Annotated in this window: 23 protein-coding genes; 10 read left to right on the top strand and 13 right to left on the bottom strand. The window is 70.3% G+C overall.

Going from position 1 to position 25,140, the window contains the following annotated elements:
* Nucleotides 1-108 precede the first annotated feature (108 nt).
* Nucleotides 109-669: a GNAT family N-acetyltransferase gene (locus tag AB0H88_RS01515; RefSeq protein WP_357639800.1), complete on the bottom strand. Its 561-nt coding sequence runs from the start codon at nucleotides 667-669 to the stop codon at nucleotides 109-111.
* A 10-nt stretch (nucleotides 670-679) separates the two neighbouring features.
* Nucleotides 680-1,156 (bottom strand): YbaK/EbsC family protein, encoded by a 477-nt coding sequence (locus tag AB0H88_RS01510; RefSeq protein WP_357639798.1) that lies wholly within the window; start codon nucleotides 1,154-1,156, stop codon nucleotides 680-682.
* A gap of 237 nt (nucleotides 1,157-1,393) precedes the next feature.
* Between AB0H88_RS01510 and AB0H88_RS01505 the strand changes: the two genes are divergently transcribed.
* On the top strand, nucleotides 1,394-2,062 hold the full coding sequence (locus AB0H88_RS01505) for a L,D-transpeptidase family protein (protein ID WP_357639797.1): 669 nt from the start codon (nucleotides 1,394-1,396) through the stop codon (nucleotides 2,060-2,062).
* Between the two features lie 80 nt (nucleotides 2,063-2,142).
* Here the strand turns inward: AB0H88_RS01505 and AB0H88_RS01500 are convergent, their stop codons facing one another.
* From AB0H88_RS01500 to AB0H88_RS01490, 3 genes are all read right to left on the bottom strand, one after another.
* Complete coding sequence (locus AB0H88_RS01500) at nucleotides 2,143-2,859, bottom strand: response regulator transcription factor (RefSeq protein ID WP_357639794.1); 717 nt, start codon at nucleotides 2,857-2,859, stop codon at nucleotides 2,143-2,145.
* Nucleotides 2,844-4,163 carry a histidine kinase gene (locus tag AB0H88_RS01495; protein ID WP_357639792.1) on the bottom strand — a complete coding sequence of 440 codons (1,320 nt, stop codon included), beginning with the start codon at nucleotides 4,161-4,163 and terminating at the stop codon, nucleotides 2,844-2,846. Before AB0H88_RS01495 ends, AB0H88_RS01500 begins: the two co-directional genes overlap by 16 nt.
* Nucleotides 4,164-4,404: 241 nt before the next feature.
* Nucleotides 4,405-4,713: a hypothetical protein gene (locus AB0H88_RS01490; protein WP_357642024.1), complete on the bottom strand. Its 309-nt coding sequence runs from the start codon at nucleotides 4,711-4,713 to the stop codon at nucleotides 4,405-4,407.
* Here AB0H88_RS01490 and AB0H88_RS01485 point away from each other — a divergent pair.
* The 3 genes from AB0H88_RS01485 to AB0H88_RS01475 all read left to right on the top strand — a co-directional run bounded on the left by AB0H88_RS01485 (nucleotide 4,649) and on the right by AB0H88_RS01475 (nucleotide 8,788).
* Nucleotides 4,649-5,662: an alpha/beta hydrolase gene (locus AB0H88_RS01485; RefSeq protein ID WP_357641969.1), complete on the top strand. Its 1,014-nt coding sequence runs from the start codon at nucleotides 4,649-4,651 to the stop codon at nucleotides 5,660-5,662. The two genes, AB0H88_RS01490 and AB0H88_RS01485, sit on opposite strands and share 65 nt — an antisense overlap.
* Before the next feature lie 169 nt (nucleotides 5,663-5,831).
* On the top strand, nucleotides 5,832-8,177 hold the full coding sequence (locus AB0H88_RS01480) for a penicillin acylase family protein (protein WP_357639789.1): 2,346 nt from the start codon (nucleotides 5,832-5,834) through the stop codon (nucleotides 8,175-8,177).
* An 11-nt stretch (nucleotides 8,178-8,188) separates the two neighbouring features.
* Entirely contained in the window at nucleotides 8,189-8,788 is a 600-nt protein-coding gene (locus AB0H88_RS01475; protein ID WP_357639786.1) for a methyltransferase domain-containing protein, read from the top strand.
* On the opposite strand, the gene AB0H88_RS01470 is transcribed toward AB0H88_RS01475, so the two are convergent.
* From AB0H88_RS01470 to AB0H88_RS01445, 6 genes are read right to left on the bottom strand one after another with little or no spacing between them, the layout of a single operon-like run.
* Entirely contained in the window at nucleotides 8,764-9,675 is a 912-nt protein-coding gene (locus tag AB0H88_RS01470) for an aldo/keto reductase (RefSeq protein ID WP_357639783.1), read from the bottom strand. The genes AB0H88_RS01475 and AB0H88_RS01470 overlap by 25 nt on opposite strands.
* 21 nt (nucleotides 9,676-9,696) lie before the next feature.
* Nucleotides 9,697-10,680, bottom strand: a complete 984-nt coding sequence (locus tag AB0H88_RS01465) for an aldo/keto reductase (RefSeq protein WP_357639780.1) — start codon at nucleotides 10,678-10,680, stop codon at nucleotides 9,697-9,699.
* 4 nt (nucleotides 10,681-10,684) lie between these two features.
* Nucleotides 10,685-11,590 carry a carbohydrate ABC transporter permease gene (locus AB0H88_RS01460; RefSeq protein WP_357639778.1) on the bottom strand — a complete coding sequence of 302 codons (906 nt, stop codon included), beginning with the start codon at nucleotides 11,588-11,590 and terminating at the stop codon, nucleotides 10,685-10,687.
* Nucleotides 11,591-11,627: 37 nt separating this feature from the next.
* On the bottom strand, nucleotides 11,628-12,545 hold the full coding sequence (locus AB0H88_RS01455) for a sugar ABC transporter permease (RefSeq protein WP_357639776.1): 918 nt from the start codon (nucleotides 12,543-12,545) through the stop codon (nucleotides 11,628-11,630).
* The gene (locus AB0H88_RS01450; protein ID WP_357639773.1) at nucleotides 12,542-13,975 is read right to left on the bottom strand and encodes a sugar ABC transporter substrate-binding protein; all 1,434 of its coding nucleotides are present in this window, start codon (nucleotides 13,973-13,975) and stop codon (nucleotides 12,542-12,544) included. The genes AB0H88_RS01455 and AB0H88_RS01450 overlap by 4 nt, the downstream gene beginning before the upstream one ends.
* A gap of 13 nt (nucleotides 13,976-13,988) precedes the next feature.
* Entirely contained in the window at nucleotides 13,989-14,132 is a 144-nt protein-coding gene (locus tag AB0H88_RS01445; RefSeq protein ID WP_357639772.1) for a hypothetical protein, read from the bottom strand.
* 186 nt (nucleotides 14,133-14,318) lie between these two features.
* Between AB0H88_RS01445 and AB0H88_RS01440 the strand changes: the two genes are divergently transcribed.
* The 5 genes from AB0H88_RS01440 (at nucleotide 14,319) to AB0H88_RS01420 (ending at nucleotide 20,362) form a co-directional block, all read left to right on the top strand.
* A complete protein-coding gene (locus AB0H88_RS01440) occupies nucleotides 14,319-16,064 on the top strand; it encodes a glycoside hydrolase family 97 catalytic domain-containing protein (RefSeq protein WP_357639770.1) in 1,746 nt (581 codons plus the stop codon).
* Nucleotides 16,061-16,873, top strand: coding sequence for a hypothetical protein (locus tag AB0H88_RS01435; RefSeq protein ID WP_357639768.1), 813 nt, complete (start codon nucleotides 16,061-16,063; stop codon nucleotides 16,871-16,873). Before AB0H88_RS01440 ends, AB0H88_RS01435 begins: the two co-directional genes overlap by 4 nt.
* The gene (locus AB0H88_RS01430) at nucleotides 16,870-18,111 is read left to right on the top strand and encodes a hypothetical protein (protein WP_357639765.1); all 1,242 of its coding nucleotides are present in this window, start codon (nucleotides 16,870-16,872) and stop codon (nucleotides 18,109-18,111) included. Before AB0H88_RS01435 ends, AB0H88_RS01430 begins: the two co-directional genes overlap by 4 nt.
* Before the next feature lie 68 nt (nucleotides 18,112-18,179).
* On the top strand, nucleotides 18,180-18,578 hold the full coding sequence (locus AB0H88_RS01425) for a hypothetical protein (RefSeq protein ID WP_357639762.1): 399 nt from the start codon (nucleotides 18,180-18,182) through the stop codon (nucleotides 18,576-18,578).
* Between the two features lie 89 nt (nucleotides 18,579-18,667).
* Complete coding sequence (locus AB0H88_RS01420; protein ID WP_357639758.1) at nucleotides 18,668-20,362, top strand: hypothetical protein; 1,695 nt, start codon at nucleotides 18,668-18,670, stop codon at nucleotides 20,360-20,362.
* On the opposite strand, the gene AB0H88_RS01415 is transcribed toward AB0H88_RS01420, so the two are convergent.
* Both AB0H88_RS01415 and AB0H88_RS01410 read right to left on the bottom strand, forming a co-directional pair.
* Nucleotides 20,357-21,823 (bottom strand): alpha-galactosidase, encoded by a 1,467-nt coding sequence (locus AB0H88_RS01415; protein ID WP_357639755.1) that lies wholly within the window; start codon nucleotides 21,821-21,823, stop codon nucleotides 20,357-20,359. The two genes, AB0H88_RS01420 and AB0H88_RS01415, sit on opposite strands and share 6 nt — an antisense overlap.
* Nucleotides 21,824-21,836: 13 nt before the next feature.
* Nucleotides 21,837-23,003 (bottom strand): ROK family transcriptional regulator, encoded by a 1,167-nt coding sequence (locus tag AB0H88_RS01410; RefSeq protein ID WP_357639752.1) that lies wholly within the window; start codon nucleotides 23,001-23,003, stop codon nucleotides 21,837-21,839.
* A 72-nt stretch (nucleotides 23,004-23,075) separates the two neighbouring features.
* Here AB0H88_RS01410 and AB0H88_RS01405 point away from each other — a divergent pair, with 72 nt between their 5' ends.
* The gene (locus AB0H88_RS01405; RefSeq protein WP_357639749.1) at nucleotides 23,076-25,136 is read left to right on the top strand and encodes an alpha-galactosidase; all 2,061 of its coding nucleotides are present in this window, start codon (nucleotides 23,076-23,078) and stop codon (nucleotides 25,134-25,136) included.
* Nucleotides 25,137-25,140 lie beyond the last annotated feature (4 nt).

The following is a 25,140-nucleotide window of genomic DNA, read 5'->3' as shown; positions in this document are numbered from 1 at the left end:
GGTTGATCGTCTACATTATGCCGGTGGTGCCGCGAACAGGGCGGAGCCGCGCTGGTACGAACCGAACCTGGAACCGACCGGGTCAGGGCCGGGAATCAGCCGTCGTGGTCACAGGGGGAGGGGCCTGCCCATGATCGCGTACTGCTCGTAGCCGCCCGGGAAGAGGAACGGGCTCAGCAGGTCGGTGAAGCCCATGCTGGCGTACAGGTGGCGGGCCGTGGTGGGGCGGTCGTGGGTGGACAGAACCGCCGAGCGCTCGCGGCGGCCCGCGCACAGGGTGGCGATCATCGCCCGGCCGATGCCCTTGCCCTGATAGTCGGGGTGCATGTGGATCTCGGCCAGTTCGAAGGCGTTGCCCAGCCAGGCGTCGGCGACCTCCCTGCCCGACTGGCTCTCCAGCGCGCGGAACACGACGTCGTGCCACCACTGGCCCGGCTCGCCCCGGAAGCCGTAGGCGAAGCCGACGATCTTCGAGGGGTACGCCCCCGGCTCCCCACGCAATTCAGCGAAATAGCACTGAAAATATGGGTATGTCCCGTGATTCCGCATGATGGCCTTGCGGCCGGTGATCTGGTCCGAGGGCGGGCGCATGGCGGCGGCGTAGATGCCGATCACCGTGTCCAGGTGTTCGGTGAACTCCGCCTGTCCCGCCCCACGAAACTCGATCACGCGTCGCACACTACTCGACGTCGACGGGGGTACCACCGGTGATCCGTACCAGCTCATCGAATGTGGTGGGAAAGACCGTGAGCGGATGCCCGCCGGCGGCCCATACGACCTCGTGCTTGCTCAGCCAGTTGTCCACCAGGGTCCGCACCGGGGCCGGATGCCCGACGGGCGCGACGCCGCCGATCGGCTGGCCCGTCGCCGCCCTGACGAACTCCGGTGTCGCCCGCCGTACCTTCTCGACTCCCGCCGTGCGGGCGATCAGCTCGACGTCGACGCGGTGCGCGCCGCTGGTCATGACGAGGAGCGGGGTGCCGTCCGCGTCGAAGATGAGGCTGTTGGCGATGGCGCCGACCTCACAGCCGACCTGCGCGGCGGCGGTGGCCGCAGTTGGGGCTTTTTCCGGCAATACGATGATTTCTCCCTCGGCGCCTAGCGCGCGAAGGGCTGTTTCCACCAGAACGGCGTTGGCAGGCAACTTCTCAGACATGTGGACACTCTAAACAGGTTGACCATTGCATTAACCTGACATGGTCCTTTGATCAGAATGTTCATGGTTTGAGAGGTGGTACGGGTGGGGGATCGACGGCTGCCCGGCGTGGCTGCTCTCTTGACGGCTGGCGCCCTAGTCCTGACAGGGTGCGGTACGACCGTCACCCATGCGCGGTCGGCGGCCGCGCCCGCGATCGTTTCCGTCACAACGACACCCACCCCGGCACCGCCGAGTGTGGCGGCCTCCGAGGCGGGGCCCACCACGACCGTGGCCGCGCCCAAGAAGACGCTCAAGCTGGGCGCCAAGGGCAAAGCGGTCACCTGGCTGCAGACGCGCCTCAAAGAGCTCGGCTACCGTCCGGGCCGGGCCGACGGCAGCTACGGCGGGTCCACGATGACGGCCGTGTGGGCCTTCCAGAAGGTGAACGGCATCCGGCCCACCAGCACGATCGCCAAGCGCACGTGGACCGCGCTGGAGAACCCCAGGACCCCCAAGGTCCTGGTCAAGAACGGCAAGCCGACCCGCGCCGAGGTCAACCTGACCAAGCAGATCATGGTCCTGTACGTCGACGGCCAGGTGAAGCTGATCACCCACATCTCGTCCGGCAGCGGCGTCCCGTACTGCGAGACGGCGAAGTGGCAGGGCAAGAGTCAGCGCTTCTGCGGCTCGGCCAGGACGCCCACGGGTGACTACAAGACGACGTGGCGGGCCAAGGGCTGGCACAGGTCGTACCTGGGGCAGCTGTACAACCCGATCTTCTTCAACGGCGGCATCGCCTTCCACGGAGCGCTGTCGGTGCCGCTGTACCCGGCGTCTCACGGGTGCGTGCGGATGCCGATGAACGTGGCGGTCGAGCTGCCCGGACTGCTCGGCAAGGGCGTGCCGGTGCACGTGCGGCGCTAGCCTCGCCGGTGACAGGGTCCGTGAGCTTCGGGAGGTCTTCGTCCGGAGTTCGCGGACCTTTCGGCATCCGGGTCCGGCGCTTACGACGGCCCTCGCGCGCTCCCTGGCGGCCGGTCGGCGGGGGAGCCGGGGGCGACCAAGCCCGTCTCGTACGCCAGCACGACCGCCTGAACCCGGTCCCTGAGGCCGAGCTTGGACAGGATGCGCGCGACGTGGGTCTTCACCGTCGTCGGGCTGAGGCTCAGCCGGTCGGCGAGTTCGGCGTTGCTCAGCCCGGTGGCGAGCAGGCGCAGCACCTCCAGCTCCCGGGGCGTCAGCTCCGACAGGTCACGGTGAACGGCCGCCCTGGCCTCGTCACGGCGGGCGAAGCGTTCGACCAGGCGGCGGGTGATCGACGGGGCGAGCAGGGCGTCACCCGCGCGGACCAGGCGCACCGCGGCCACCAGGTGCTCGGGTGTGACGTCCTTGAGCAGGAACGCGCTGGCCCCCATGGTGAGCGCCGCATAGACATAGTGATCGAGGTCGTAGGTGGTCAGGATGAGGACGCGGGTCTCGTCCGCGGCGCCTGCCATGATCTGCCGGGTGGCTTCGAGGCCGTCCATCTCCGGCATCCGGATGTCCATCAGCACGATGTCGGGCAAGGTGCGCCGGACGGCGGCGACGGCTTCGGCACCGTTGGCCGCTTCGGCGACAACCTCGATGCCCTCGGCGGCGAGGATCATCCCGAACCCGCTGCGTACCAGCGCCTGGTCGTCGGCGATGACCACGCGCAGCGGCCGGTTCACGTGAGAGTCCATGGAAGTCTCGCCTTGATCTGGTAGCCGCCGCCGCTCGTTGGTCCCGCCTCCAGGGTGCCGTCGTAGAGCGCGAGCCGTTCGCGTAGCCCGATCAAGCCCCTGCCCTGGCCGTCTCCGGCGCGCGTCGTCTGCCTGCCGCCGGTGTCGGTGACCTCGATCTCCAGCCAGTCGCCGCTGTGGCCGATCGTGACGGACGCCGCGGCGCCGGCCGCGTGCTTGATCGTGTTGGTCAAGGCCTCCTGTACGACGCGGTACGCGGCCAGGTCCACCCCCGGCGGCAGCGGGCCGGGCGGTGGAGAGACCTCGACGCTGACCGGTACGCCGGCTTCGCGAACCCGTTTGATCAAGGAGTTCAGCTGGTCGAGTCCCGGTTGTGGTTCGAGCCCGTCGGCGCTGTCTACCGCCCGCGCGCTTTCCGGACCGGCGAGCAGACCCATGACGTGGCGGAGTTCGGCCATGGCGGCCCGGCCGCCGGCTTCGACCGCCAGCATGGCCTGCTTCGACCGATCCGGGGCCGTGTCCATGACCTTGCGCGCCGCTCCGGCCTGGATGACCATCACGTTCACATTGTGGGTGACGACGTCGTGGAGTTCGGCGGCGATCCGCGAGCGCTCCACCTCGACGGCCCGGCGCATGTCCTCCTCCTGAGTCTGCCGCAGTGCGTCGATCTGTCGTCTCCAGAACCGGCCGAGGCTCGCGGCGACTCCAGCGCTGAGCACTACCACGAACGGGCCCAGCCAACTCGGCAACGGCGGTACGGAGTCCTGGAAGGCCGCGCCGGCCAGGACGGTCGCGAGGACGAGGCCGCCCATCGCCAGCGCCCGGTAACGACTGTGAGTCACGGCGCCATAGGCGGCGATGGCGAACGTCAGCACGGTGATCCAGGTCGCGTCGTCGGAGGTGGCCAATGCCGCGACCAGCACCACCCAGAAGGTGATCAGCGGATACAGCCGCCGCACCGCCAGCGGCAACGCTGTCAGAACCACCAGGAGGGGAAGCGGGCCCGGGTCGGCTGGGGGATTGACCTGCCGGACCAGACTGTCGGGCCGGACATCGCCGCTTCGTGGCTGAGGAGCGGGCCGCAGTCGCAAGGGCTCCATCAGGGAGTGTTGGCGCACGTCGAGGCGGCGGAGACCACCGTCGGTCGTGCTGACCGTTGTCGCGGCCACCGCGACAACGGTCAGAAGGATCGCGAGCAGCAGGTCTGCGAGGAGTGATCGGCGCGAGGGCCGGGCGGGTTCCTGCTCGGGGCGCAGCGCATCCAGCCCGAGCTGCCACCATCCACGTCGTTCGCTCACTGTCACTGATGCATTGTCCCGACTGCGCGGTAGGTCCGCGTCAGCCTCGGTGACCGGGCTCGACGTCCTCCAGGAGTACATCGCAGGGATGACACGGCTGGGCGTCATCCCCAAGAGGGGGTCGATATCGGCATGACAGCCGACGCGGGCGAATCTCCTGCGCGCATAGCTTGCTTGCTGCCATCGGCCGTCCGTGGAGATTTCATCGCGGCGGCCGCTCCGATCCGGAAGGACACCAGTTCATGGGTCATGTGATCAATCCGGCGCCGCGCCGCCGGATCCGCCGAGGCGTCACCGCCGTCGCGGCTCTGCTCGCCTTCGTGACCGTCACCTCCTGCGCTTCCGCGGCCGGGCCGGCCCGGTCCGACGGCCCCTCGCGCACGCCGTCACCGAACCCTGCCAGGCCCGCCTCCGCCGGGCTGGTGGGGCTCCGGAGCGGCACGCCGTACCTGCCCAAACCGACCGGGTCCCAGCCGGTCGGCACCACGTCCTTGTACCTCAGGGACACCTCCCGCGCCGACCCCTGGGTGCCCAGCGTGAAGGCGAGGGAACTCATGGTCTCCCTGTGGTACCCGGCGACATCTCGCGGCCGGAAGCCGGCTCCGTACATGACTGCCAAGGAATCAGAACTTCTCATGAAAGACGGGGAGATAATCGGTCTGCCGCTCGACCTGCTCAGCAAGACGCGGACCAACGCGACCACCGACGCGGAACCCGCCGGCCGTCGGCGCGGACTGCCGCTGGTGGTGCTCTCCACCGGCTTCACCGAGCCCCGGAGCTCGCTCACCGCGCTGGCCGAGGACCTGGCGAGCAGAGGGTACGCGGTGGTCTCCATCGGCCACACGTACGAGAGCGCGACGAGTTTCCCCGGCGGACGGATCACCACCTGTGTGGCATGCCAGGTCAAGGAGAAGGACCAGACATTCTGGGACAAGGTTGGCGCGACCAGGGCGGCCGACGTCTCCTTCGTGCTGGACGCGCTGACGCGCGCACGCCCCCAATGGAAGAGCGCCGCGCTGATCGACCCGTCCAGAATCGCGATGGCCGGTCACTCGGCGGGCGGCGCGAGCGCCGTGGGTGCCATGCTCAAGGACCCGAGGGTACGCGCCGGGATCGACATCGACGGCACCGCGTTCGTCCCGGTTCCGCAGAGCGGGTTGTCGCGGCCGTTCCTCTTCCTGGGCACGCAGGCGAAGCACAGCCCGGGCGGAAAGGACGTTTCGTGGGACGGCGTCTGGCAGAACCTGACGGGATGGAAGCGCTGGCTCGTGCTGGCGGGGGCGGAGCACGTCTCGTTCACCGACATCGCCGTGCTGGGCGAACAGATCGGCATCTACCGGAACACCGGCCTGCCCCCTGCCCGTTCCATGGCGATCACCCGCACATACGTGGCGGCGTTCTTCGACCTGCACCTGCGCGCGAGGCCGCAACCGCTGCTCGACGAGCGGTCACCTCGTTTCCCCGAAGTCAAGCTGTGTGACGTCGAGCAGAAGACGTGCGCCTAGCCACCCCTACCCAACCCCTACAGATGAAGTGCGGAGGGGGTTCAGGGGACTTTTCCGCCGCCTGGCCCCCTAAATATCCCGAATTCGCTGGCCGAAATCAGCGCAGGCGTCCTGTCATGGAAGTCGCCGAGGGGCCCGGACCCCACACCCCACCGAGAGGTGCTGTGCCATGCGGAGACGCCTGCGTGCCGGAGCGGCGCTGGCCGCCGTCCTTGTGCTGAGCCTGACCGCGCCGCCCGTCGCGGCGCGGTCGCGGCAGGCCACGGACCAGGTCGTCCCGGGGCTCAGGCAGCCGGTCGAGCTGATCGTGGACGAGTGGGGTGTGCCGCACATCTACGCCCGGAACACCGACGACCTCTTCCTGGCCCAGGGATTCAACGCCGCCAGGGACCGGCTGTTCCAGATCGACCTCTGGCGCCGCCGCGGCCTGGGGGAGCTCTCCTCGGTGTTCGGCCCGGCCTACGTGGAGCAGGACAAGGCGACGAGGATGTTCCTGTATCGCGGGGACATGGACCGGGAATGGGCGAGCTACGGCCCCGGAGCGAAGCAGGCGGCGACCCGTTTCACCGAGGGCGTCAATGCCTACGTGCGGTGGCTCCAGCGGAATCCGGACAGCATGCCGCCGGAGTTCCGGCAGCTCGGATACACGCCCGCGCTGTGGCGGCCGGAGGACGTGGTGCGGATCAGAAGCCACGGCATCTCCAAGAACGTCTTCAGCGAGGTGCTCCGCTCGCTCATCGTGTGCGCGGGAGGAATCGAGGCCGCCGGAGCCCTGTGGCGCCTGGAACCCGATCACACCACGACCCTGCCCAAGGGGCTCGATCCCTGCTCCGTGCCCGTGGACGTGCTGCGGACCTATGATCTGGCCACGCGGGGCGTGGTCGTCCAGAACGGCGCGCTACGCCTGGCCCCTCGCGACCCCGCGGCCAGTGAGGGCAGCAACAGCTGGGCGGTCTCGCCGGGCCGCTCCACGACGGGCCGTCCCATCCTGGCCAGCGACCCGCACCGGTCGCTGACGGCGCCCGCCCTGCGCTATATGGCCCATCTGTCGGCGCCCGGGATCGACGTCATCGGGGCCGGTGAACCCGCGCTTCCGGGGATCTCGATCGGGCACAACGGCACGGTCGCGTTCGGCCTGACCATCTTCGGCACCGACCAGGAAGACCTCTACGTCTACCAGCTCGATCCCGCCGACCCGGGCAGGTACCGGTACGGCGACGGCTGGGAGCCCTTCACGACGATCACCGAGAAGGTGCCGGTCGCGGGCGGCTCGCCGGTCGAGGTGGAGTTGCCCTTCACCAGGCACGGCCCCGTGCTCAAGATCGACAAGCAGCGCAACCTCGCGTACGCCCTGCGCACCACCTGGCTGGAGCCCGGCACCTCTCCCTACTTCGGCAGCCTGACCTACATGGGCGCCCGCGACTTCAAGCAGTTCGCCGCGGCCATGAGCACCTGGGGCGGCCCGCCCGAGAACCAGGTGTACGCCGACACCTCCGGCAACATCGGCTGGGTGCCCGGTGGCCTCACCCCCCGGCGCAACGGCTATGACGGCCTGTTGCCCGTGCCGGGCGACGGCCGCTACGAATGGAAGGGCTTCTACGACGGCGCCCGCCTGCCCCGCTCCTACAATCCGCCGCGGGGGCTGATCTCGTCGGCGAACGACTTCGACCTGCCCGCGAACCACCCGATCCAGGTGGGGTACGAGTGGGATCCTCCCTACCGCAAGCAGCGGATCGACGAGGTGCTCGCGGCGAGCCCGCGGAGTTCGGTCGAGGACTCCATCCGTCTGCAGGCCGACAAGGTGTCCAAGCCCGCGCAGCGGATCGTGCGCGTGCTCGCCGGCCTGACGAGCGCGGATCCGGACACTCAGCGGGCGCTGACGCTGCTCCGGTCCTGGGACGGGGCGACGGGCGCGGACTCGCCGGAGGCGGCCCTGTTCGAGCCGTGGTTCTCGCGTCATCTCGGGCCCGCCTTCCGCCGCGCGGTGCTGCCGCCGGCGGTGGCCGACTCCATCCCCGTCTTCGACGTCCGCGTGCTGATCGAGGCGCTGGAGAACCCGGACCGCTGGTTCGGGACCGGAGGTAAGGCCGTGCGGGACGACCTGCTGGCCACGACACTGGCCGCCGCCTACCGCGAGGTCGCCGGGCGGCTCGGTGCCGACCCGCGGCTGTGGACGTGGGGCGCGCTGCAGTACACCGAGTTCACGAGCCCGGTCGGCGCGAACGTCGGTCCCTTCCCCCGGGGCGGCTCGGCGTACACGGTGGACGCCTCCTCCAACAACGCCGCCACCTACCAGCAGACGTCCGGAGCGTCGTTCAAGATGGTGCTCGACGTCGGCAAGTGGGACGACTCGCGCGCGGTCAACGCTCCCGGCCAGTCCGGCGATCCCCGCAGCCCGCATTATCGGGATCTGGCGGAGCGCTGGCGGTCGAGCGACTACTTCCCGCTCCTGTACAGCCGGGCCCAGGTGGAGCGGCACGCCGAAAGCACGATCAAGCTCCTCCCGCAGCGATAGCTTTGCGTGCCATGTCGTTCAACCACAATGACCACTATCATCCGCTTCTGCTCAAGCAGGTTCCCGAGGGCGCCGGGACCGCCCTGGACGTGGGCTGCGGGACCGGGCGGTTCGCGCGGCGGCTGGCCGCGAGGGGGCTGGTGGTCGACGCGATCGACTCCTCCGCCGAGGCCGTCGAGGCGGCCCGCTCGATCCCGGGTCCCGTACGGTACGAGCAGGCCGACATCGCAGTGGCCGAGCTGCCGGGCGGAAAGTACGACTTCGTCTCGTGCCTGGCCAGCATCCACCATGTGCCCTTCGAGACGGTCAGCCGGTTACGCGGATCGCTCGCTCCCGGTGGGGTGCTCGCGATCCTCGGCTGCTATCGGGAGAGCACGCCCGCGGACTTCGCGGTCAGTCTGTGCGCGGTGCCGGTGAACGCGGTCGCGCGTCTCCTTTCGGCGGCCCGGCCGCAGGCGGAGGAGGCTCCCACCGAAATGGTGGTCGCCAAGGCCATGATGACGTTGCCGGAGATCACGGCCGAGGCGGCGACGCTGCTGCCCGGAGCCTCGATCCGCCGCCTGCTGTTCTGGCGCTACCTGCTCGTCTACAGGGGGCCGGGCCGGGGCTGATCAGCCAGACATTTCCAGAGGTCGTCGGGTACGGGGTGCCGCAGGGCGGCCAGGTTGGCGGTGATCTGGGCCGGCTCGTGGGCGCCGACGAGGATCGAGTGGACCGCGGGATGCTGGAAGGGGAACTGCAGGGCCGCGGCGGTGATCGGGACCTCGTGCTCCTGGCAGGCCGCCGCGATCCGCCGCACCTCCTCGGAGGCGTCGGCCGGCGGAACGGCCAGCTCGCCGCGGTGCAGGAGGCTGGCCGCGACGACGGGGATGGCGCGCTCCTGGCACAGGGGTAGCAGCTCCTCGAACGCCGACCGGCGCAGCAGCGTGCACTGGTTGGCGGCGAGCAGGAGGTCCGGGTCGGCGCGTTTGACGAAGTCGACGAGCATCCGCGACTGGTTCATGCCGACGCCGATCGCGCGCACCACACCCTGGGCGCGCAGGTCCGCCAAGGCGGGGTACGCCTCGTCCAAGGCCTGCGGCCAGTGGTGGTCGGGGTCGTGGATGAGCAGGATGTCGATCCGGTCCAGGCCGAGGCGCTCCAGGGAGTCCGAGACGCTGCGCAGGACGCCGTCGCGGGTGAAGTCCCACTCGACGTGCCGATCGTCGGGGACCGCGAAGATGCCCGCCCCGGGCGACCCGTTGGAGCCGGGCCGGACCAGGCGGCCGACCTTGGTCGACAGGAGGTACTCAGGCCGGGGACGGTCGCGCAGCGCCTCGCCCAGGCGCCGCTCGGCCAGGCCGAAGCCGTAGAAGGGGGCGGTGTCGAAGTAGCGGACTCCGGCCGCCCAGGCCGTGTCGATGACGGCCTGGGCCTGGGCGTCGGAGATGGGGTGGAGGTAGTTCCCCAGGGGTCCGCCGCCCAGGCCCACCCTGGGGAGGGTCAGAGGCGGGGTCACGCCGGCGCCACCGGTGTGCTGCTACGCATCGACCCCCGCTTCCTTGGCGGCCCGGTCGATCTGGGACAGTTCGTCGTCGGTGAAGTCGAGCCGGTCGACGGCCGCGACGTTCGCCGCCAGCTGCTCGGGGCTCGACGCGCCCACGAGGACCGAGGTGATGCGCGGGTCCCGCAGCGCCCAGGCCAGCGCCAGCTGGGCCACCGACTGCCCGCGGGCCGAGGCCACCTCGCCCAGCGCGCGGACGAAGGCCAGCACTTCGGGCGTGACCCGGTCGGTGGTGAGGAAGCGCCCCTCGGCCGCCCGCGAGTCCGCCGGGATGCCGTCCAGGTAGCGGTCGGTCAGCAGGCCCTGCGCCAGCGGCGAGTAGACGACGCAGCCGACGCCCTCCTGCTCCAGCACGCCCAGCAGTGACTCCTCGATACGCCGGTTGAGCAGGGAATAGGCGGGCTGGTGCACGAGCAGCGGGGTGCCGAGCTCGCGCAGCAGGCGGGCGGCCTCCGCCGTACGCTCGGGGGAGAAGTTGGAGACCCCGGCGTACAGGACGCGGCCGGTGCGCACCATGTGGTCGAGCGTGCTCACCTGCTCTTCCAGCGGCGTCTCGGCGTCGTCGCGGTGCAGGTAGAAGATGTCCACGAAGTCCAGGCCGAGCCGGTCCAGGGAGCGGTCGAGCGTGGCCAGCAGGTGCTTGCGGGAGTTGCCCTTGCCGTAGGGGCCGTCCCACATGGGGTTGCTGCCCTTGGTGGTGACCACGATCTCGTCACGGAGGCCGCGCAGGTCCTGGCGGAAGATCGTGCCGAACGTCGACTCGGCGGCGCCGAGCGGCGGACCGTACCTGTCGGCGATGTCGAAGTGGGTGATGCCAAGGTCGAGCGCCTTGTGCAGGATCGCGCGCTGGCCGTCCAGCGGCTTGCCGCCGCCGAAGTTGTGCCACAGGCCCAGCGAGACCGCGGGCAGTCGCAGCCCGCTGCGGCCACATCTCCTGTACGGCTGGCGTTCGTAGTTCAACAGCTCACCTTCCCGCTATTCCGGTCAGCGTCACGCCCCGGATGAACGTTTTCTGGGCAATGAAGAACAGTACGACAATCGGCATCATCGCGATGACTGAGACCGCCATCATCTGGTTGTACTGGGTGGCGTACTGGCCGGAGAACATCCCGAGCCCCAGCGGGATCGTGAACTTCTCGGTGGTCCGCAGGTAGATGACCGATTCCAGATACTGGTTCCAGTTGCCGACGAACGAGAACAGCATGATCGCCGCCAGCGCGGGCTTCGACAGCGGCAGCATGATCTTCCACAGGATCCGCCACTCCGACGCGCCGTCGATCCGGGCCGCGTCGATGAGCTCCTGCGGAATGGTGGTGAAGAACTGGCGCAGCAGGAAGATGTACAGCGCCACCCCGAAGAACTCCGGCACGATCAGCGGCAGGTACGTGTCCACCCAGCCGAGCTTGGCGAACAGGATGTACTTCGGCACCAGGGTGATCTCGCGCGGGATCATCATCGTGCCCAGCATGAGCGCGAACAGGAAGGCGCCCAGCCGCGCCCGCATCCTGGCGAAGGCGTAGGCGGGCAGGACGCACGAGATCAGGTTCCCCGCCATCGACAGGGCGGTGATCACGACGGTGTTGAGCAGGAACCGCGTGAAGGGCAGGCTCCCGCTCCAGCCTCGGGCGTAGTTCTCGAAGTGGAAGGCGCTGGGCAGGAAATCGGGCGGGAAGGCCAGGTTCTCCGCGTCCGACTTCAACGACGTCGTCACCATCCAGAGGAACGGCAGCAGGAACACCCCGGTGGCCGCGAAGAGCAGTACGTAGGCGCCCGCCCGCTGGCTGCGCCTGACGCGCTCGGCCTGACCGGCGGTCATGGGGGCGCGCCCCGGCCGCCGGATGTCGGGGGCGGCCTTCGTCTCGACGAGCATCCCGGCCCTCCTCTCGGCAAAGATCGGTTCGAAAAGATCAGTTGAACTCGTAGTGGACCCAGCGCCTGGCCAGGCCGAACTGGATCAGGGTGACGATGATGACGATCAGGAACATGGCCCAGGACAGCGCGGCGGCGTACCCCATGTCGAAGAAGACGAACGCCTGCCGGTAGATGTAGAGCCCGAGCACCATGGTGGAGTTGGCCGGGCCGCCCTCGGTCATGATGAGGATGAGCGTGTACGCCTGGATGCTCGCGATGAAGCCCGTCACGACGTTGAAGAAGATCACCGGCGACATCATCGGCACGGTGACGCTCCAGAACCTGCGCCACCAGCCGGCGCCGTCGATCTCGGCGGCCTCGTACAGCGTCTGCGGAATGCCCTGCAGGCCGGCCAGGTAGATGACGATGGTGTTGCCCGCGCCCCAGACGCTCATCAGGATGAGGGCCGGCATCGCCCACTCCGTCGAGCCCAGCCACGGCGGGCCCGAGATGCCCACCAGGGCCAGCAGCTTGTTGATCAGGCCGAAGTCGGGATGCAGGATGTTCAGCCACAGCAGTGCGGTCGCCACGCCCGAGACCACCGACGGCAGGTACATCACCGTGCGGAACAAGCCCTGGAAGCGCAGCGGCTGGTTGAGCAGCAGCGCCAGCGCGAAGGTGAAGACGACGCCCAGTGACACCGCACCCAGGCCGTAGTAGAAGGTGTTGCCGATGGAGTCCCAGAACTCCGGGTCGTTCACCATTTTCTGGTAGTTGGCCAGGCCGGCCCAGGTGGGGCTGCGCAGCAGGTTCCAGTCGGTGAAGCTGATCGCGATCGAGGCGAGGATCGGCCCGCCGGTGAACAGGACGAACCCGATCACCCACGGCGAGACGAACAGGTGGAAGCGCCGGGCCTCGCGGCGGGCCAGCGTCTGCTGGCCCCGCCGCGAGAGGACGGCGGCGACACCGCTCATGCGATCTTGTTCTCGGCCAGCAGTGGCGTGATCTTGTCGGTGATCTCCTTCAGACCGCTCGCCAGGTCGGTCTTGCCGATCATGACCCGCTCCCAGATGGGCTTGGCCGTCTCGACGACCTTCTTGTTGGCGGGCAGCTTCAGCACGCCGTCGCCGGTGCCGTACTCCTTCATGGCGCTCTTGACGGTCTCGACGACGTCCTTGGGGATGCCGAGGGCCTCGGCGTTCGGCTCCCAGGCAGACTGCCTGGCGGGGGCGCTGATCCGGCGGAACTGCTGCCCGGTCGAGGAGAGGTACTCGTTGAGGTAGATCCAGGCCGCGTCCTTCTGCGGCGACTTGGCGTACATGGCCAGGGCGCTGCCGATGACGGGCGTGAAGCGGCCCTTCGGGCCCTTGGGCGTGGGCGCGGCGCCCCACGTGAACGCCTTCTGCTTGGCCAGCTCGGTCAGGATCCACGCGCCGTTGATCGTCATCGCCGCGTGCCCGACCTTGAACGGCTCCACCTTCGCCAGCACCTGGTTGAGCTCGGCCAGGCTGGGCACGGCCTTGTCCTTGTTCAGCAGGTCGAGCCACATGCCGAAGACCTTCTGCGCCTCCGGTTGGGAGATCATGGAGACCGACTCGTCGGCGTTCAGGTAGCGCGCGCCGTACTGCGCCAGGGCGCGCGGCGTGATGTCGGGCTCGGGCAGCAGCATCGGGGTGAAACCGTAGATCTTCTCGGCGCCCGAGCCGCTGGTGAGCTTCTTGGCCACCTCCATCATCTTCTCGACGGTCCACGACTCGTCGGGGTACTTCTCGCCGGCCTTGTCGAAGATGTCCTTGTTGTAGAAGAGCAGCTTGGGCGCCATGTCGGTGGGCAGGCCGAACAGCTTGCCGTCACGCTCGTAGTAGCCGAGCGCGTTCACCGGCAGGTCCTGCTTGTCGAACTCGGGTGTCTTGGCGATGTACTCGTCCAGCGGCTGGAAGATGTCGTTGGCGATGAAGTTCTGGGCCCAGCTGTAGTGCGTGTAGATCACGTCGGGCATGGAGCCGCCCGCCGCCTGGGCCATGTACTTGGTGAGGTAGGAGTCGAACTGCGAGGTCTCCCGCTTGATCTCGATGTTCGGGTGGCGCTTGTGGAAGAAGAAGTCGAACTGCGCGTTGCGTACCTCGGCGATCACGTCCGCGGTGATCGCCACCGTCAGCGTCACCTTCGACGCCGGGTCGGCCACCTCGGTCTTCGGCCATGTCAGCGAGTTGTTGAGCTGCTCGGCCTCCGCGAACGGCCAAGTGTCGTTGCCGGGCCGGTTCGGGTCCAGTGTCGGCACGCCGGACTTCGTGGGTGCCGCGGCCTGCCGCTGCTGGCGGGTGTCGCCCGCGCAGGCGGACAGCGCGGGCGCGGTCGCCGCGGCGACCGCGAGGGCCAGCATCTGGCGCCGGTTCATCTCCATGGGGGTGGGCCTTTCAGAGGAAGAGCTCGATCATCGGAACGGCCACGTCCGGGCGTGCCCAGTGGATGAACAGCCCGAAGCGTGGCTCCCTGAACTCGGCCGACCGGGCGGGAGAGATCCGATGTGTCGATCCGTCGGCATCCGATGCGCGGGGCATGGCCCGTACCGTAGACCTGGTAATTAACTTCGTCAAGAATTGAATTGAAAGCGCTTGCAACCTAGGCTCAGGCACGTTGTGAGGAGCTCGGTGGGGTCGGCGTCGGCCGTCCTGCCCGAGCCGGCGGGCCCGAGTGGGTTGCCGATGAGTCCGGCTCACTCCTCCTATCTCTGCTTGGAGGGCCCAGTGTCGCAGTGGACGCTCAGTGACGAAGACCTGGAAGTCGAGATCGCGCTCTCGGCCGATGGCGAGCCGACCCTGGAGGTGCGGCGCGCCGGCCGGGTGCTGGTGCGGCCGTCCAGGCTGGGCCTGCGGGCCGCGCACGAGGACCTGAGCGCCGGCCTGGCCTTCGACGGGATGTCGTCCAGGCAGGTGGCGGAGTCCTATGAGACGGTGACCGGCAAGCGGCGCGAGCACCGGTACACGGCCAAGGAGTGGACGCTGTCGTTCACCAAGGGCGCGCACCGGCTCGACCTGGAGGTGCGGATCGGCGGCCACGGCGTGGCGTACCGGTACGTGGTGCCGTGGACCGGACCGGTGACCGTAATTGACGAAATTTCGGAATATGTGGTGCCGGGCGAGGCTCGTGCGGTGCTCCTGCCGTACGAGAACGGGCGCTGCGACTACGAGGAGATCCACCGGCACGGCCCGGTCGCCGACGCCGAGCCCATCCTGTACGGCTACCCGTCGCTCTTCCAGATCGGCGACACCTGGCTGCTGGTCACCGAGTCGAACCTGGACAGCGGCTACGCGGGTACCCGGCTGCGCTTCGACGGCCACGCCTTCCGCCTCGACCTGCCCGACCCGTACGTGACGGCGGCCAGCCCGCTCGTCACCCCGTGGCGCACGATGATCATCGGCGAGCTGGCCACGATCGTCGCCAGCGACCTGGTGACCAGCCTGGCCGCGCCCTCGGCGGTGGCGGACACCTCCTGGATCCGGCCCGGCGCGGCGGCCTGGTCGTGGTGGTCCGACGGCCCCTCCACGCGTGACCTGGACGAGCAGAAGCGCTGGGTGGACTTCGCCGCCGCGCACGGCTGGCCGTACGTGCTGGCCGACGCCGGATGGAACAAGCAGTGGATGCCCGAGCTGATCGCCTACGCCGCGGCCAGGAACGTCGGCGTCTGGCTCTGGTCGCACTGGCAGCACGTCGACACCGAACTGGAGCACCGCGAGAAGCTCGCGCTCTGGAAGGAGTGGGGCGCCGTCGGCGTCAAGATCGACTTCACCGAGTCCGACGGCCAGGACCGGATGCGCTGGTTCGACGCCATCCTGGCCGCCACCGCCCGGCTGCGGCTCATGGTCGTCTTCCACGGCGGCACGATCCCGCGCGGCACCGAGCGCACCTGGCCGCAGTTCATGACCGCGGAGGCGGTCAAGGGCGCCGAGTGGATCAAGCCGAAGCCCGGCAAGCTGCCGCTCTACCCGCCTGAGCACTACCTGTCGCTCGCGTTCACCCGCAACGTTCAAGGCCCGATGGACTTCACCCCGTGCACGTTCACCGCGGTCCGCACCATCTCCGCCGGATTCGAGCTCGCGCTATCCGTGATCTTCGAATCGGGCGTCCAGCACTTCGCCGACGGCATCGAGGCCTACGAGGCCAGGCCCGAGGCGCTGCGGCTGCTGTCCGGCGTCCCCACCGCATGGGACGACACGCGGCTGCTGTCCGGCGACCCCGCCGACCACATCCTGCTGGCCAGGAGGAGCGGCGGCGAATGGTACGTCGGCGCGGGCGTGTCGGGCGAGGCCCGCACGCTCACCGTGCCGCTCGACTTCCTGGAGGAAGGGGAGTGGGCGGCCGAGATCTACCGGGACGCCCCCGACGACGGCATCCTCGCCGAGACGGCGACGGTGTCGGCCGGGGGCAAGCTCGACCTCGCCGTATCCCCCAACGGCGGGTTCACCCTCCATCTGAGGAGAGAAACCTCATGATCAAGCGTCTGAGCGGCACCCTCGCCGCCCTCACCCTCGTGTCCTTATCGGCGGCGCCCGCCTCCGCCTCCACCCCCGCGGCCGTCTGGACGCAGCGCTGGAACCCGAACCCGGCCAGTCAGACGGTCGCCCAGGCCTTCGAGGGCATCGAGGACGACCGCTCCGACTCCCACCCCGGCGTCACCCACATCTACGTCTCCGGCGACGCCTACCGCTTCGACATGCACACCCAGGACCGCGACGGCGACGACCGGCAGCGCAACGAGGTCAAGGGCATGCGGACGAGCAGCAGCTCGTACCTCAAGATCCTCAAGAACCAGGTCTGGCGCATCTCCTACCAGCTGTACATCCCGACCTCGCTCGACGCGACCAGCTCCTTCACCCACATCGCGCAGATGAAGGTGCCCGGCTCCGGCGCGCCCCTCTACACGATGTCGCTGCCCATCTCGGGCGGCACTCCGAAGATCAACGTCCGCTACTGGGACGAGGACGAGCAGACGCACGAGGTCGGCAACACCAACCTGAACCCGATCCAGGGCAAGTGGCTCGACACCACCTTCGAGTTCAAGGCCGCCGACAACGGCTACCTGCGCTGGACGCTCAAGGACGGCTCGACGACGCTGGTCGACAAGCGCCTCGACAACACCGACCTCTGGCGCGCCGACACCGACTACCTCCGGCCCAAGTGGGGCATCTACCGCAGCATCAACAGCTCCGGCCTGCAGAACACGTACCTGCTGGTCAGAAACCTGCGCGCCGAACAGCAGACCGCCAGTGCGGCCGACACCGACGAGGTACCCAACCCGTGAAGAAGTACGGCGCCCGCCTCGCGGGCGCGCTCGCCACGCTCGCCCTGATCGCGACCGCCACCCCCGCGATGGCGGCTCGCACCCCCACCCCGTCGGAAGGGCCGTCGCAGACCCAGACGGCCCGGCCGCCGCGCTGGGAGCTTCGCTGGGACCCGAGCGTCAAGAAGGACGGTGTCAAGGCGTTCGAGGCGCTGGAGGACGACCGGCGCGGCTCCCACCCCGAGGGCCTGCCGCACGTCTCCACCGACAAGGACGCCTGGCGCTTCACCGCCCACGTGGAGGACCGCGACGGCTCCGACCGCATGCGCAACGAGGTACGCGGCATGCGCGGCGACGAGGGCGCCCCGCTGGAGATCCGCAAGGACGAGACCTGGCGGATCAGCTACCGCATGTACATCCCGGACACCCTCGACGCGACCACCTCCTTCACCCACATCTGGCAGCTCAAGAACTCCGACGTCGGCACCCCGATCGCGCAGATCTCGCTGCCGGTCATCGGGGGCGTGCAGAAGATCGCGGCCCGCTACTGGACGCTCCCGGACAACGCCTCGCACGACTTCGCCACCGCCGACCTGGAACCCATCCAGAACAAGTGGGTGACCAGCACGCTGGAGTTCAAGTCGAGTGACGACGGCTACATGCGCTGGACCCTGGCGGACGGCCGGCGGACGATCGCCGACCAGAAGATCGAGCACATCGACCTGTGGTGGACCCAGGAGCAGTACAACCGGCCCAAGTGGGGCATCTACCGCAGCATCAAGAGCGCCGGGCTGCAGGAGACGTACCTGCTGGTCAAGGACCTCAAGGCGTGGCAGCTCGGCCCGGCGACGCCGCCGGTCAAGCTCCCGGCGCCGGACCGGAGCCCGGGCGCCTACGAGGCCGAGCGGGTGGGCAACGTGTGGGAGGGCGCGGCCGAGCCCGCCTACTGCGCGGTCTGCTCGGGCGGCCGGAAGGTGATCCTCATCGGCGGCAACGTCTACGACTACGCCGTGGTCAAGGGTGTGCTGTCGGAGACCACCGGCACCCGGCAGATGACCGTGCACGCGCTGGTGGACGGCGCGCAGAGGTTCGCGGTCAGCGTCAACGGGGCCGACTCCATCCAGGTGCCGATGACCGGGACCAAGGACACCGTGACGACCACGACCGTGCCGGTGGATCTGGTGGCCGGGGTCAACACGGTCCGGTTCTTCGGCCTGACGGCCAGGGGTCCCGAGCTGGACAAGATCGTCATCAGCTGAGCCCGTACGACCGCGCCTACAAGTCGCGGCACGCCTTCGTCTCCAACGGGCACAGCACGGTCTCGGGCGTGGTGTTCCTGCGCGGCACGGCCGAGTACGCGCTGAACTCCAGCGAGGGCCACCGCCGCTGGTCCCAGGGCCTGCTGTACGACGGGCACCGCGACATCGACCCGCACTACGACTACACGCTGGGCCTGTACAACCGGGGCCGCTACGGCACCTCGCACGGCTGGTCGGCGGCGCACTCGGTGGCCTGGCGGTGCGACGTGTCGACCAGCCGGCTCATCGTCCAGAAGCCGCCGACGGCCCAGAACTACGCGATCGGCTGCCTGGGGACGGTCACCGGAGACGGCCCCTTCCAGCAGCCCGCCGGGTACATCGAGGGCACCGGCCAAGCGGGTCTCCTGCCGCCCTCGCTGTACGAGGCGCAGTTCTTCGACCGGCTACGCGGCATAACCCCCGGATAACCATTTCTGGTGACAGAGGGGTTATCGGGATTCTGGTGAGCTCCTGATCCGACGCCGGGACCGCCCCGGCGCGGGATCAGGGGGAGTCCATGGCCATCGCGCCCGCAGTCCGCGCCCGCGCGCACCCACCCGCCGCCCGGGCCCGGCCCGCGTCTGGCCGCCGATGGCTGTCCTGGTTGTTGGCCGGCGGGTGGATCGCGCAGGTGGCGATCCGGCTGTGGCTGTTCAGGTATCACGCGGGACCGGTGGCGAACCCGGACGAGACGGGCTACCTCATCGCGGCACGGTGGCTGGCGGGCGGGCCGGGGGCTGATTTCAGCGGGTCCACGTTCTACCAGGGCGGCTACGCGTTGCTGCTGGTGCCGGTGTACTGGGTGACCTCCGATCCGGCGGTGGTCTACCGGCTCGTGGTCGCGGTCGGGTCCATGGCGGCGGCCGGGGCGTTTCCCCTGGCGTACCTGCTGCTGCGGCGCTTGGAGATGGGCAGGCGCGCGGCGCTGGCCGTCGCGTTCTCGGCGGGGCTCGCCCCGGCGTTGCTGCTGTTCTCGGGGCTGGCGCTGGTCGACGCGATCCTGCCCACGCTGGTGCTCGGCTGGCTGCTCGCCGTGCACGACCTGGCCGGGAAGGGCTCGGCGTGGGCGGGGGCGGCCGGGGGCGGGCTGTCGGCGTTCGCGATGGCGGCGCACCTGCGGGGCGTGGTCATCCTGGCGGTGTTCGTCCTGCTGGTGGCGGCCCTGCTGGTCGCCAAACGGCTGCCGTGGCGGGCCGGGCTGGCGGCGCTGGCCGCCGCGGGCGCGGTGGCTCTGGCGGGCATGTCGCTCAACGGCGCGGTCTCCGCGGAGCTGTACCCCAGCGGGCCGCGCGATCTCGCGGGCCTGCTGATCTCCCGCCTCGCCGGCCTCGAAGGGCAGGCACGGGCCGTCTCAGGGGCGATCGGCCAGCTCTGGTACCTCATCGCGGGCACGTGGGGCCTGGCCGGCGTCGGCCTGGCGAGCGCGGCGGTGGCCGTCGCACGGCGGAGCACCCCGCACGCCCAGCGGGTCGTGGCCGCCACACTGCTGCTGGCGACCCTCGGCATCGCCTACGCCTCCTCTGCGGCCCTGCCGGACGAGCACCGGGTCGGCAACTACGTCTACGGCCGCTACCTCGCGTGCGTCGCGGTGGCCTGGATCCTGGCCGGGGTGATCGCGCTGGCCCGCGCCCGCCGCGTCACGGTGCTGCGTTACGGCCTGACGGCGGCGACCCTGCTCGCCGCGACCGGCGGCCTGGCCGCCTGGTACGCCGGTGACAGGCTGCGTACCTACGCCTTCATCGCCTTCGACTTCCCCGAGGTGTCGTTCCTGAGCGGAGTCCGCGACGCGCTGGACATGACGGCGACCTCGACGGCGGCGCTGATCCTGCTCACCTGCCTGACGGCCGTGGCACTCCTGCCGCGCCGTCACCGCCTCCCGGCCCTGGCGGCGGTGCTCGCGGCGATCAACATCGCCTTCGCCGCGGACCTGGCGCCCAAAACGGCTCCCGCGCCGGGCAAGGACTGGCTTCCCTACCCGCCGCCCGGCCGCGTGGCGGTCGACCGCCACGTGAAGTGGAACGTCAGGGTGCCCCTCACCTACCGCGTCGGCTGGACCCGGCTGGAGATGTATGACGGCACGCCGCCCTCGGGCGCCTGCACCGCCATCGTGCCGCCCGAGGCGGGGCCGCCGCCCGCGCCGTGGATCCCCACCGGCGAGGGCGGGGCGCGGATGGGCTGGGTGAGCTGGTCCAACCCGTCCTGCCGCTCATGAGGCTCGGCGCAGGTGGAGCAGGCCGCCGGTGGGGATGGTGATCGCGTGCGGGCCGGGGGCGAGGTCCAGGGCGGCCGAGGACACCGTGCGGCCCCGGCAGTCGGTGACCGTGGCGTGGGCCATGCCGGGATCGGCGACCTGGAGGAGGACGTCGGGAGAGGCGTCGGCGTTGGCCAGCCACAGCGTGCCGGTGGCGGGCACCGCGACCGGCAGCGGCGCGTAGCGGGCGGTGATCACCGTTTCTTCCCCGCGCGCGGTCACCTGCGGGTAGACCAGGTCGGGGCGGGCCGGCTCGAACGCGCCGCGCTGCAGCACATCGGCGTGCTCCTTGACGAAGCCCAGCCAGAACCCGTCCATGCCCCACTCCCGGACCGCGCGGGTCAGGTGACCGGCGAGCAGCTCGCGGATGTGGGGGTAACGCGGGTCGACGATGACCGCGTTCATGTGCTCCTTGTAGGCCAGCGAGTAGGGCTGTACGCGGTCCCAGAGCGCGGTGTGGCGGCCGACGAAGGGCAGGGCGTACCAGAGCAGGTAGGCGAGCCCCGCCTGCTTGACCGCCGCCACGTGTCCCGAAATATCGGGAAAAGATGTGGCGGACGGCTCCCACTCGCCGACGTGTCCGTAACCGCGCCCGCGGTCGTCGCTGTGCCAGCCGTCGTCCACGATGATCGCCTCGCAGCCCAGCTCGGCCGCCGGACCCGCCTGCCGCTCCACGCTCGCGGCGTCGACGTGCTGCTGCATGGCGTACCAGGTCGAGTACGCGGGCATCCGCGCCACCTCGGGCACCTCTTCCGCCGGGCCGCGCCACCCCTCGGCCACGTCCGTGCGCTCGCGGGCGTTGCCGCGCCACCCCTCGGCCACGTCCGTGCGCTCGCGGGCGTTGCCGCGCCACCCCTCGGCCACGTCCGTACGCTCGCGGGCGTTGCCGCGCCACCACGCGGCCACGTCCGCGAGCGTACGGGCGAACGGCCGTCCGGTGAGGTCGAGGCGCAGCACCAGGCCGGTGCCGGGCTCGGCGTCGTGCTCGGCCCAGAAGCCGAAGTCCCCGCTCTCCTCCACCACCCCGGTGCGGATGTGCACCGGCCGGACCACTTCGCCGACGGCGTACGTGCACAGCGACACGTCACCGGCGCCCACCAGGCAGCCCACGGGAGCGTTCTTCTCCAGGGCGGCCACCCGGGGCTTGCGCCAGAACGGTGGCAGCCCTCTGTGCTCGCCGCCGTCGGGCGCCCAGAAGGCCGTGGCGGCCAGGCACGGCACCCGCCACGCCACGCGGACGGAGGCAGGCCGGTCCGGGGTGATCCGCACCTCGTGGACGCCCTCGGCGTCCTCGGTGACGGTCCACGTCAGCTCGGCCGCCGCCGTCGCGGTCAGCTCCGTCGCGCCCGCGTGGAGGCGCAGATCGCGGGTCTCGCCCGGGGCCCGGTCGTGCGGCTGCCAGATCCCGGTCGTCGCGGTCACCGCCACTCCTGAATCACTGTCGCTCCTGGAGGGTGAAAAAGGTCTGGATGGCGACCGAGGCCGCGCCGCGCGCCCACTGCTCGAAGGGCCGGGGGCGCAGGAAGATCCGGCAGTCGGCCGCCGCCCCGAACGCCTGGCTCGCGAACGACCGGCTGATCTGCTCCTCGAACAGGTCGTAGGCCGCCAGCCCCTGTACGTCGCCCGTCACGATGATCCGCTCGGGCCCGATCAGGTTCGCCATGGCCGCCATGGCCAGCCCGATCGCGTGCCCCGCCCTGGCGAACACCTCGCGCGCCGCCACGTCGCCCGCGTGGGCGGCGTCGATGGCCGCGTCGATGGTCAGCGACGCGTCGCCGGTGGCCTCGCGGATCGCGGCCACGATGGGCGCGGTCCCGGCGATCGCCTCGACGCAGCCGCGTCCCCCGCAGTGGCACTCGGGCTCCTCGCCGCCGACCGGGACGTGCCCGATCTCCCCGGCGACGCCGTGCGAGCCGGCCACGATCCGGTCGTTCACCACCAGCCCGCAGCCGATCCCCACCCCCACCGTGACCACCGCGAACGACGACGCGCCGATGCCCTCGCCGAACCACTGCTCGGCCACGGTGAGGGACTTGACGTCGTTCTCGAGGGTGACCCGCAGGCCCGTCGCCTCGGCGGCCAGCCGGGCCAGCGGCACCTGCCGCCAGTTGAGGAAGGGGGAGTAGCGCACCACGCCGTGCGCCTTGTCCACGTCGCCCGACACGGCCAGGCCCAGCGCGTGGCAGCGCTCCCGGTAGGCCGGGTCGGCGGCGAGCAGCTCGGCCACGAGGTCGGCCAGCGTCGCCACCACGTCCTCGGGCGACGAGGCCGTCAGGGGGCGGTGCGCGGCGACGAGCACCTGGGCGCGCAGGTCGGTGACGACACCGATGAGCTCGTCGTCGGTGATCTTCACGCCGGTGAAGAACTCCCGGTCCGGCTTGATGGCCAGCGGGCTGGCCGGACGGCCCGCGCCGGGGCCCGGCCGGTCCGTGGCCTCCAGCTCTTCCAGATAGCCCGCCTCGATGAACGGGCGCGCCGCCTTGGTGACGGCGGCGGACGACAGCCCCGTCCGCCTGGCGATCTCCACCCGGGAGACCGGCCCCTGCGTCAGGACCATGGTGAACACGGTGGCCGCCGCGGGAGTGGTGAGCGGTGCAGGCATGATGGGCATCGTAACACTAATTAACTTCGTTAAGAATTGATTCGAAGGGCCCATCGATCTAGGCTCCGGGACATGCCTTCGGTGACCTTCGACGCGGCCAGCCGTACGTATCTGCTGCCCACCTCAACCACCAGCTACGTCCTCGGGCTCGACGCCGACGATACCCCCGTCCACCTGCACTGGGGGCCCCTGCTGACCCCGGAGCAGGCGGCGTCGCTGCCTCTCCCGGCGGCACCCGCCGCGAGCAGTTTCGACGGCGCCGGACCGGCCGAGGAACTCGGCACCGAGGCGGGCGCGCGCTTCGGCACTCCGTCGCTGCAGATCGCCTTTCCCGGCGGGGCCCGGGGCGTCGACTGGCGCCATCTCGGCCACACGATCGACGGGGGACACCTGACGGTCCGCTTCCGGGACGCCGTCCAGCCGTTCGAGGTGGACCTGCACTACCGGGTGCGTGGCGACGTCGTGGAACGGTGGACCGCGCTGCGCTCCGAGGTGCCCGTGACGATCCTGCGGTGCGACTCGGCCGCGTGGAGCGTTCCGCCGCTGCCCGGCTACCGGCTCAGCCACGCCGTCGGCGGGTGGAGCGCCGAGCACGGGCTGCGCCGTACCGACCTCACCGTGGGCGAGACGACGCTGACCAGCAGGAGGGGGCTGAGCAGCCACCACGCGAACCCGTGGCTCACCGTCGACGGCGGCGACGCGGGCGAACGCCACGGTGAGGTGTGGAGCTGCGCGCTCGCCTGGAGCGGCAGCTGGCGCATCACGCTCACCCGCGACCCCTCGGGGAGCGCGGGGTGGACGGGCGGGTTCGGCCACGAGGGCCTCACCTGGCGGCTGGAGCCGGGGGAGGAGTGGGTGACGCCGGTGTTCGCCGGCGTGTACGCGCCCGACGGGTTCGGCGGGGCCAGCCGCCGCTGGCACGAGCACGTCACCGGGTACGTGCTGCCCGAGCCGGACGAGCTGCGCCCGGTGGTCTACAACGCCTGGGAGGCCGTCGGGTTCGACGTGGCCGAGTCGAACCAGAAGGAGCTGGCCGCGCTCGCCGCCCGCGCCGGGGTGGAGCTGTTCGTCATGGACGACGCCTGGTTCGGCGGGCGCACCGGCGACAGCGCCGGGCTCGGCGACTGGTGGCCGAACCCGGACCGCTTCCCCGCCGGGCTGACACCGCTCATCGACGAGGTGCACCGGCTGGGCATGCGATTCGGCCTCTGGGTCGAGCCCGAGATGGTCAACCCCGACAGCGACCTCTACCGCGCCCACCCCGACTGGGTGCTGCACATGCCCGGCCGCCCGCGCACGCTGCTGCGCAACCAGCTGGTCCTCAACTTCGCCCGGCCCGACGTCGCGGACTGGGCGCACAAGTGGCTGCACCGTCTGGTCGGCGAGCACAGCGTGGACTTCCTGAAGTGGGACTTCAACCGGGCCTTCACCGAGGCGGGCTGGCCCGGCGCCGCCGACCAGGACCGGCTCTGGATCGACCACGTGCGAGCCGTCTACTCGATCATGGACCGGCTCCGCGCCGACCATCCGCACCTGCGCATCGAGGCGTGCGCGGGCGGCGGCGGCCGTACCGACCTGGGCATGCTCGCCCGTACCGACCAGGTGTGGACCTCCGACAACACCGACGCCCACGACCGCATCGCCATCCAGCACGGCTTCAGCCAGATCTACCCGGCCCGCGTGATGGCCGCCTGGGTGACCGACAGCCCGAACCCGCTCACCCGCCGCCCCACCCCGCTCAGCTTCCGCTTCCACGTCGCCATGGCCGGCGCGCTCGGCCTCGGCGGCGACCTGCTGAAGTGGAGCCCGGCCGAGCTGGCAGAGGCCGCCGCGCTGGTCGCCGTCTACAAGGACATCAGGCCCGTCGTCCAGCTCGGGCGGCAGGACAGGCTCGAGTACGGCGTGCAGTACACCTACGGCGACCGGACGGTCGTACTCGCCTGGCGGGGACCCGTCGCGCACGGGACGCCGCTCGTGCCGCTCCGCCTGGCCGGGCTCGACCCGCTGGGCCGCTACCGTGACGAGGACACCGGGCAGTCGCACCATGGAGCCCTGCTGATGTCGGCGGGCCTGCGGCTGGACCTGCCCCCGGGCGACTACGCCAGCGCACTGATCCGCCTGCGCTCGGTGTAGCCGG

The sequence above is a fragment of the Nonomuraea sp. NPDC050680 genome (genome assembly GCF_040654555.1).
Lineage (GTDB): Bacteria > Actinomycetota > Actinomycetes > Streptosporangiales > Streptosporangiaceae > Nonomuraea.
This window is presented reverse-complemented; position numbering and strand designations above follow the sequence as displayed.

What these genes read in the sequence shown, in the direction of transcription:
- AB0H88_RS01480 (WP_357639789.1), top strand. Translation starts at nt 5,832, where the DNA reads ATGCGGAGACGCCTGCGTGCCGGAGCGGCGCTGGCCGCCGTCCTTGTG.
- AB0H88_RS01405 (WP_357639749.1), top strand. Translation starts at nt 23,076, where the DNA reads ATGCCTTCGGTGACCTTCGACGCGGCCAGCCGTACGTATCTGCTGCCC.
- AB0H88_RS01410 (WP_357639752.1), bottom strand. Translation starts at nt 23,003, where the DNA reads ATGCCTGCACCGCTCACCACTCCCGCGGCGGCCACCGTGTTCACCATG.
- AB0H88_RS01450 (WP_357639773.1), bottom strand. Translation starts at nt 13,975, where the DNA reads ATGGAGATGAACCGGCGCCAGATGCTGGCCCTCGCGGTCGCCGCGGCG.
- AB0H88_RS01475 (WP_357639786.1), top strand. Translation starts at nt 8,189, where the DNA reads ATGTCGTTCAACCACAATGACCACTATCATCCGCTTCTGCTCAAGCAG.
- AB0H88_RS01445 (WP_357639772.1), bottom strand. Translation starts at nt 14,132, where the DNA reads ATGCCCCGCGCATCGGATGCCGACGGATCGACACATCGGATCTCTCCC.
- AB0H88_RS01490 (WP_357642024.1), bottom strand. Translation starts at nt 4,713, where the DNA reads ATGAGTTCCCTCGCCTTCACGCTGGGCACCCAGGGGTCGGCGCGGGAG.
- AB0H88_RS01455 (WP_357639776.1), bottom strand. Translation starts at nt 12,545, where the DNA reads ATGAGCGGTGTCGCCGCCGTCCTCTCGCGGCGGGGCCAGCAGACGCTG.
- AB0H88_RS01460 (WP_357639778.1), bottom strand. Translation starts at nt 11,590, where the DNA reads ATGCTCGTCGAGACGAAGGCCGCCCCCGACATCCGGCGGCCGGGGCGC.
- AB0H88_RS01500 (WP_357639794.1), bottom strand. Translation starts at nt 2,859, where the DNA reads ATGGACTCTCACGTGAACCGGCCGCTGCGCGTGGTCATCGCCGACGAC.
- AB0H88_RS01420 (WP_357639758.1), top strand. Translation starts at nt 18,668, where the DNA reads ATGGCCATCGCGCCCGCAGTCCGCGCCCGCGCGCACCCACCCGCCGCC.
- AB0H88_RS01510 (WP_357639798.1), bottom strand. Translation starts at nt 1,156, where the DNA reads ATGTCTGAGAAGTTGCCTGCCAACGCCGTTCTGGTGGAAACAGCCCTT.
- AB0H88_RS01435 (WP_357639768.1), top strand. Translation starts at nt 16,061, where the DNA reads ATGATCAAGCGTCTGAGCGGCACCCTCGCCGCCCTCACCCTCGTGTCC.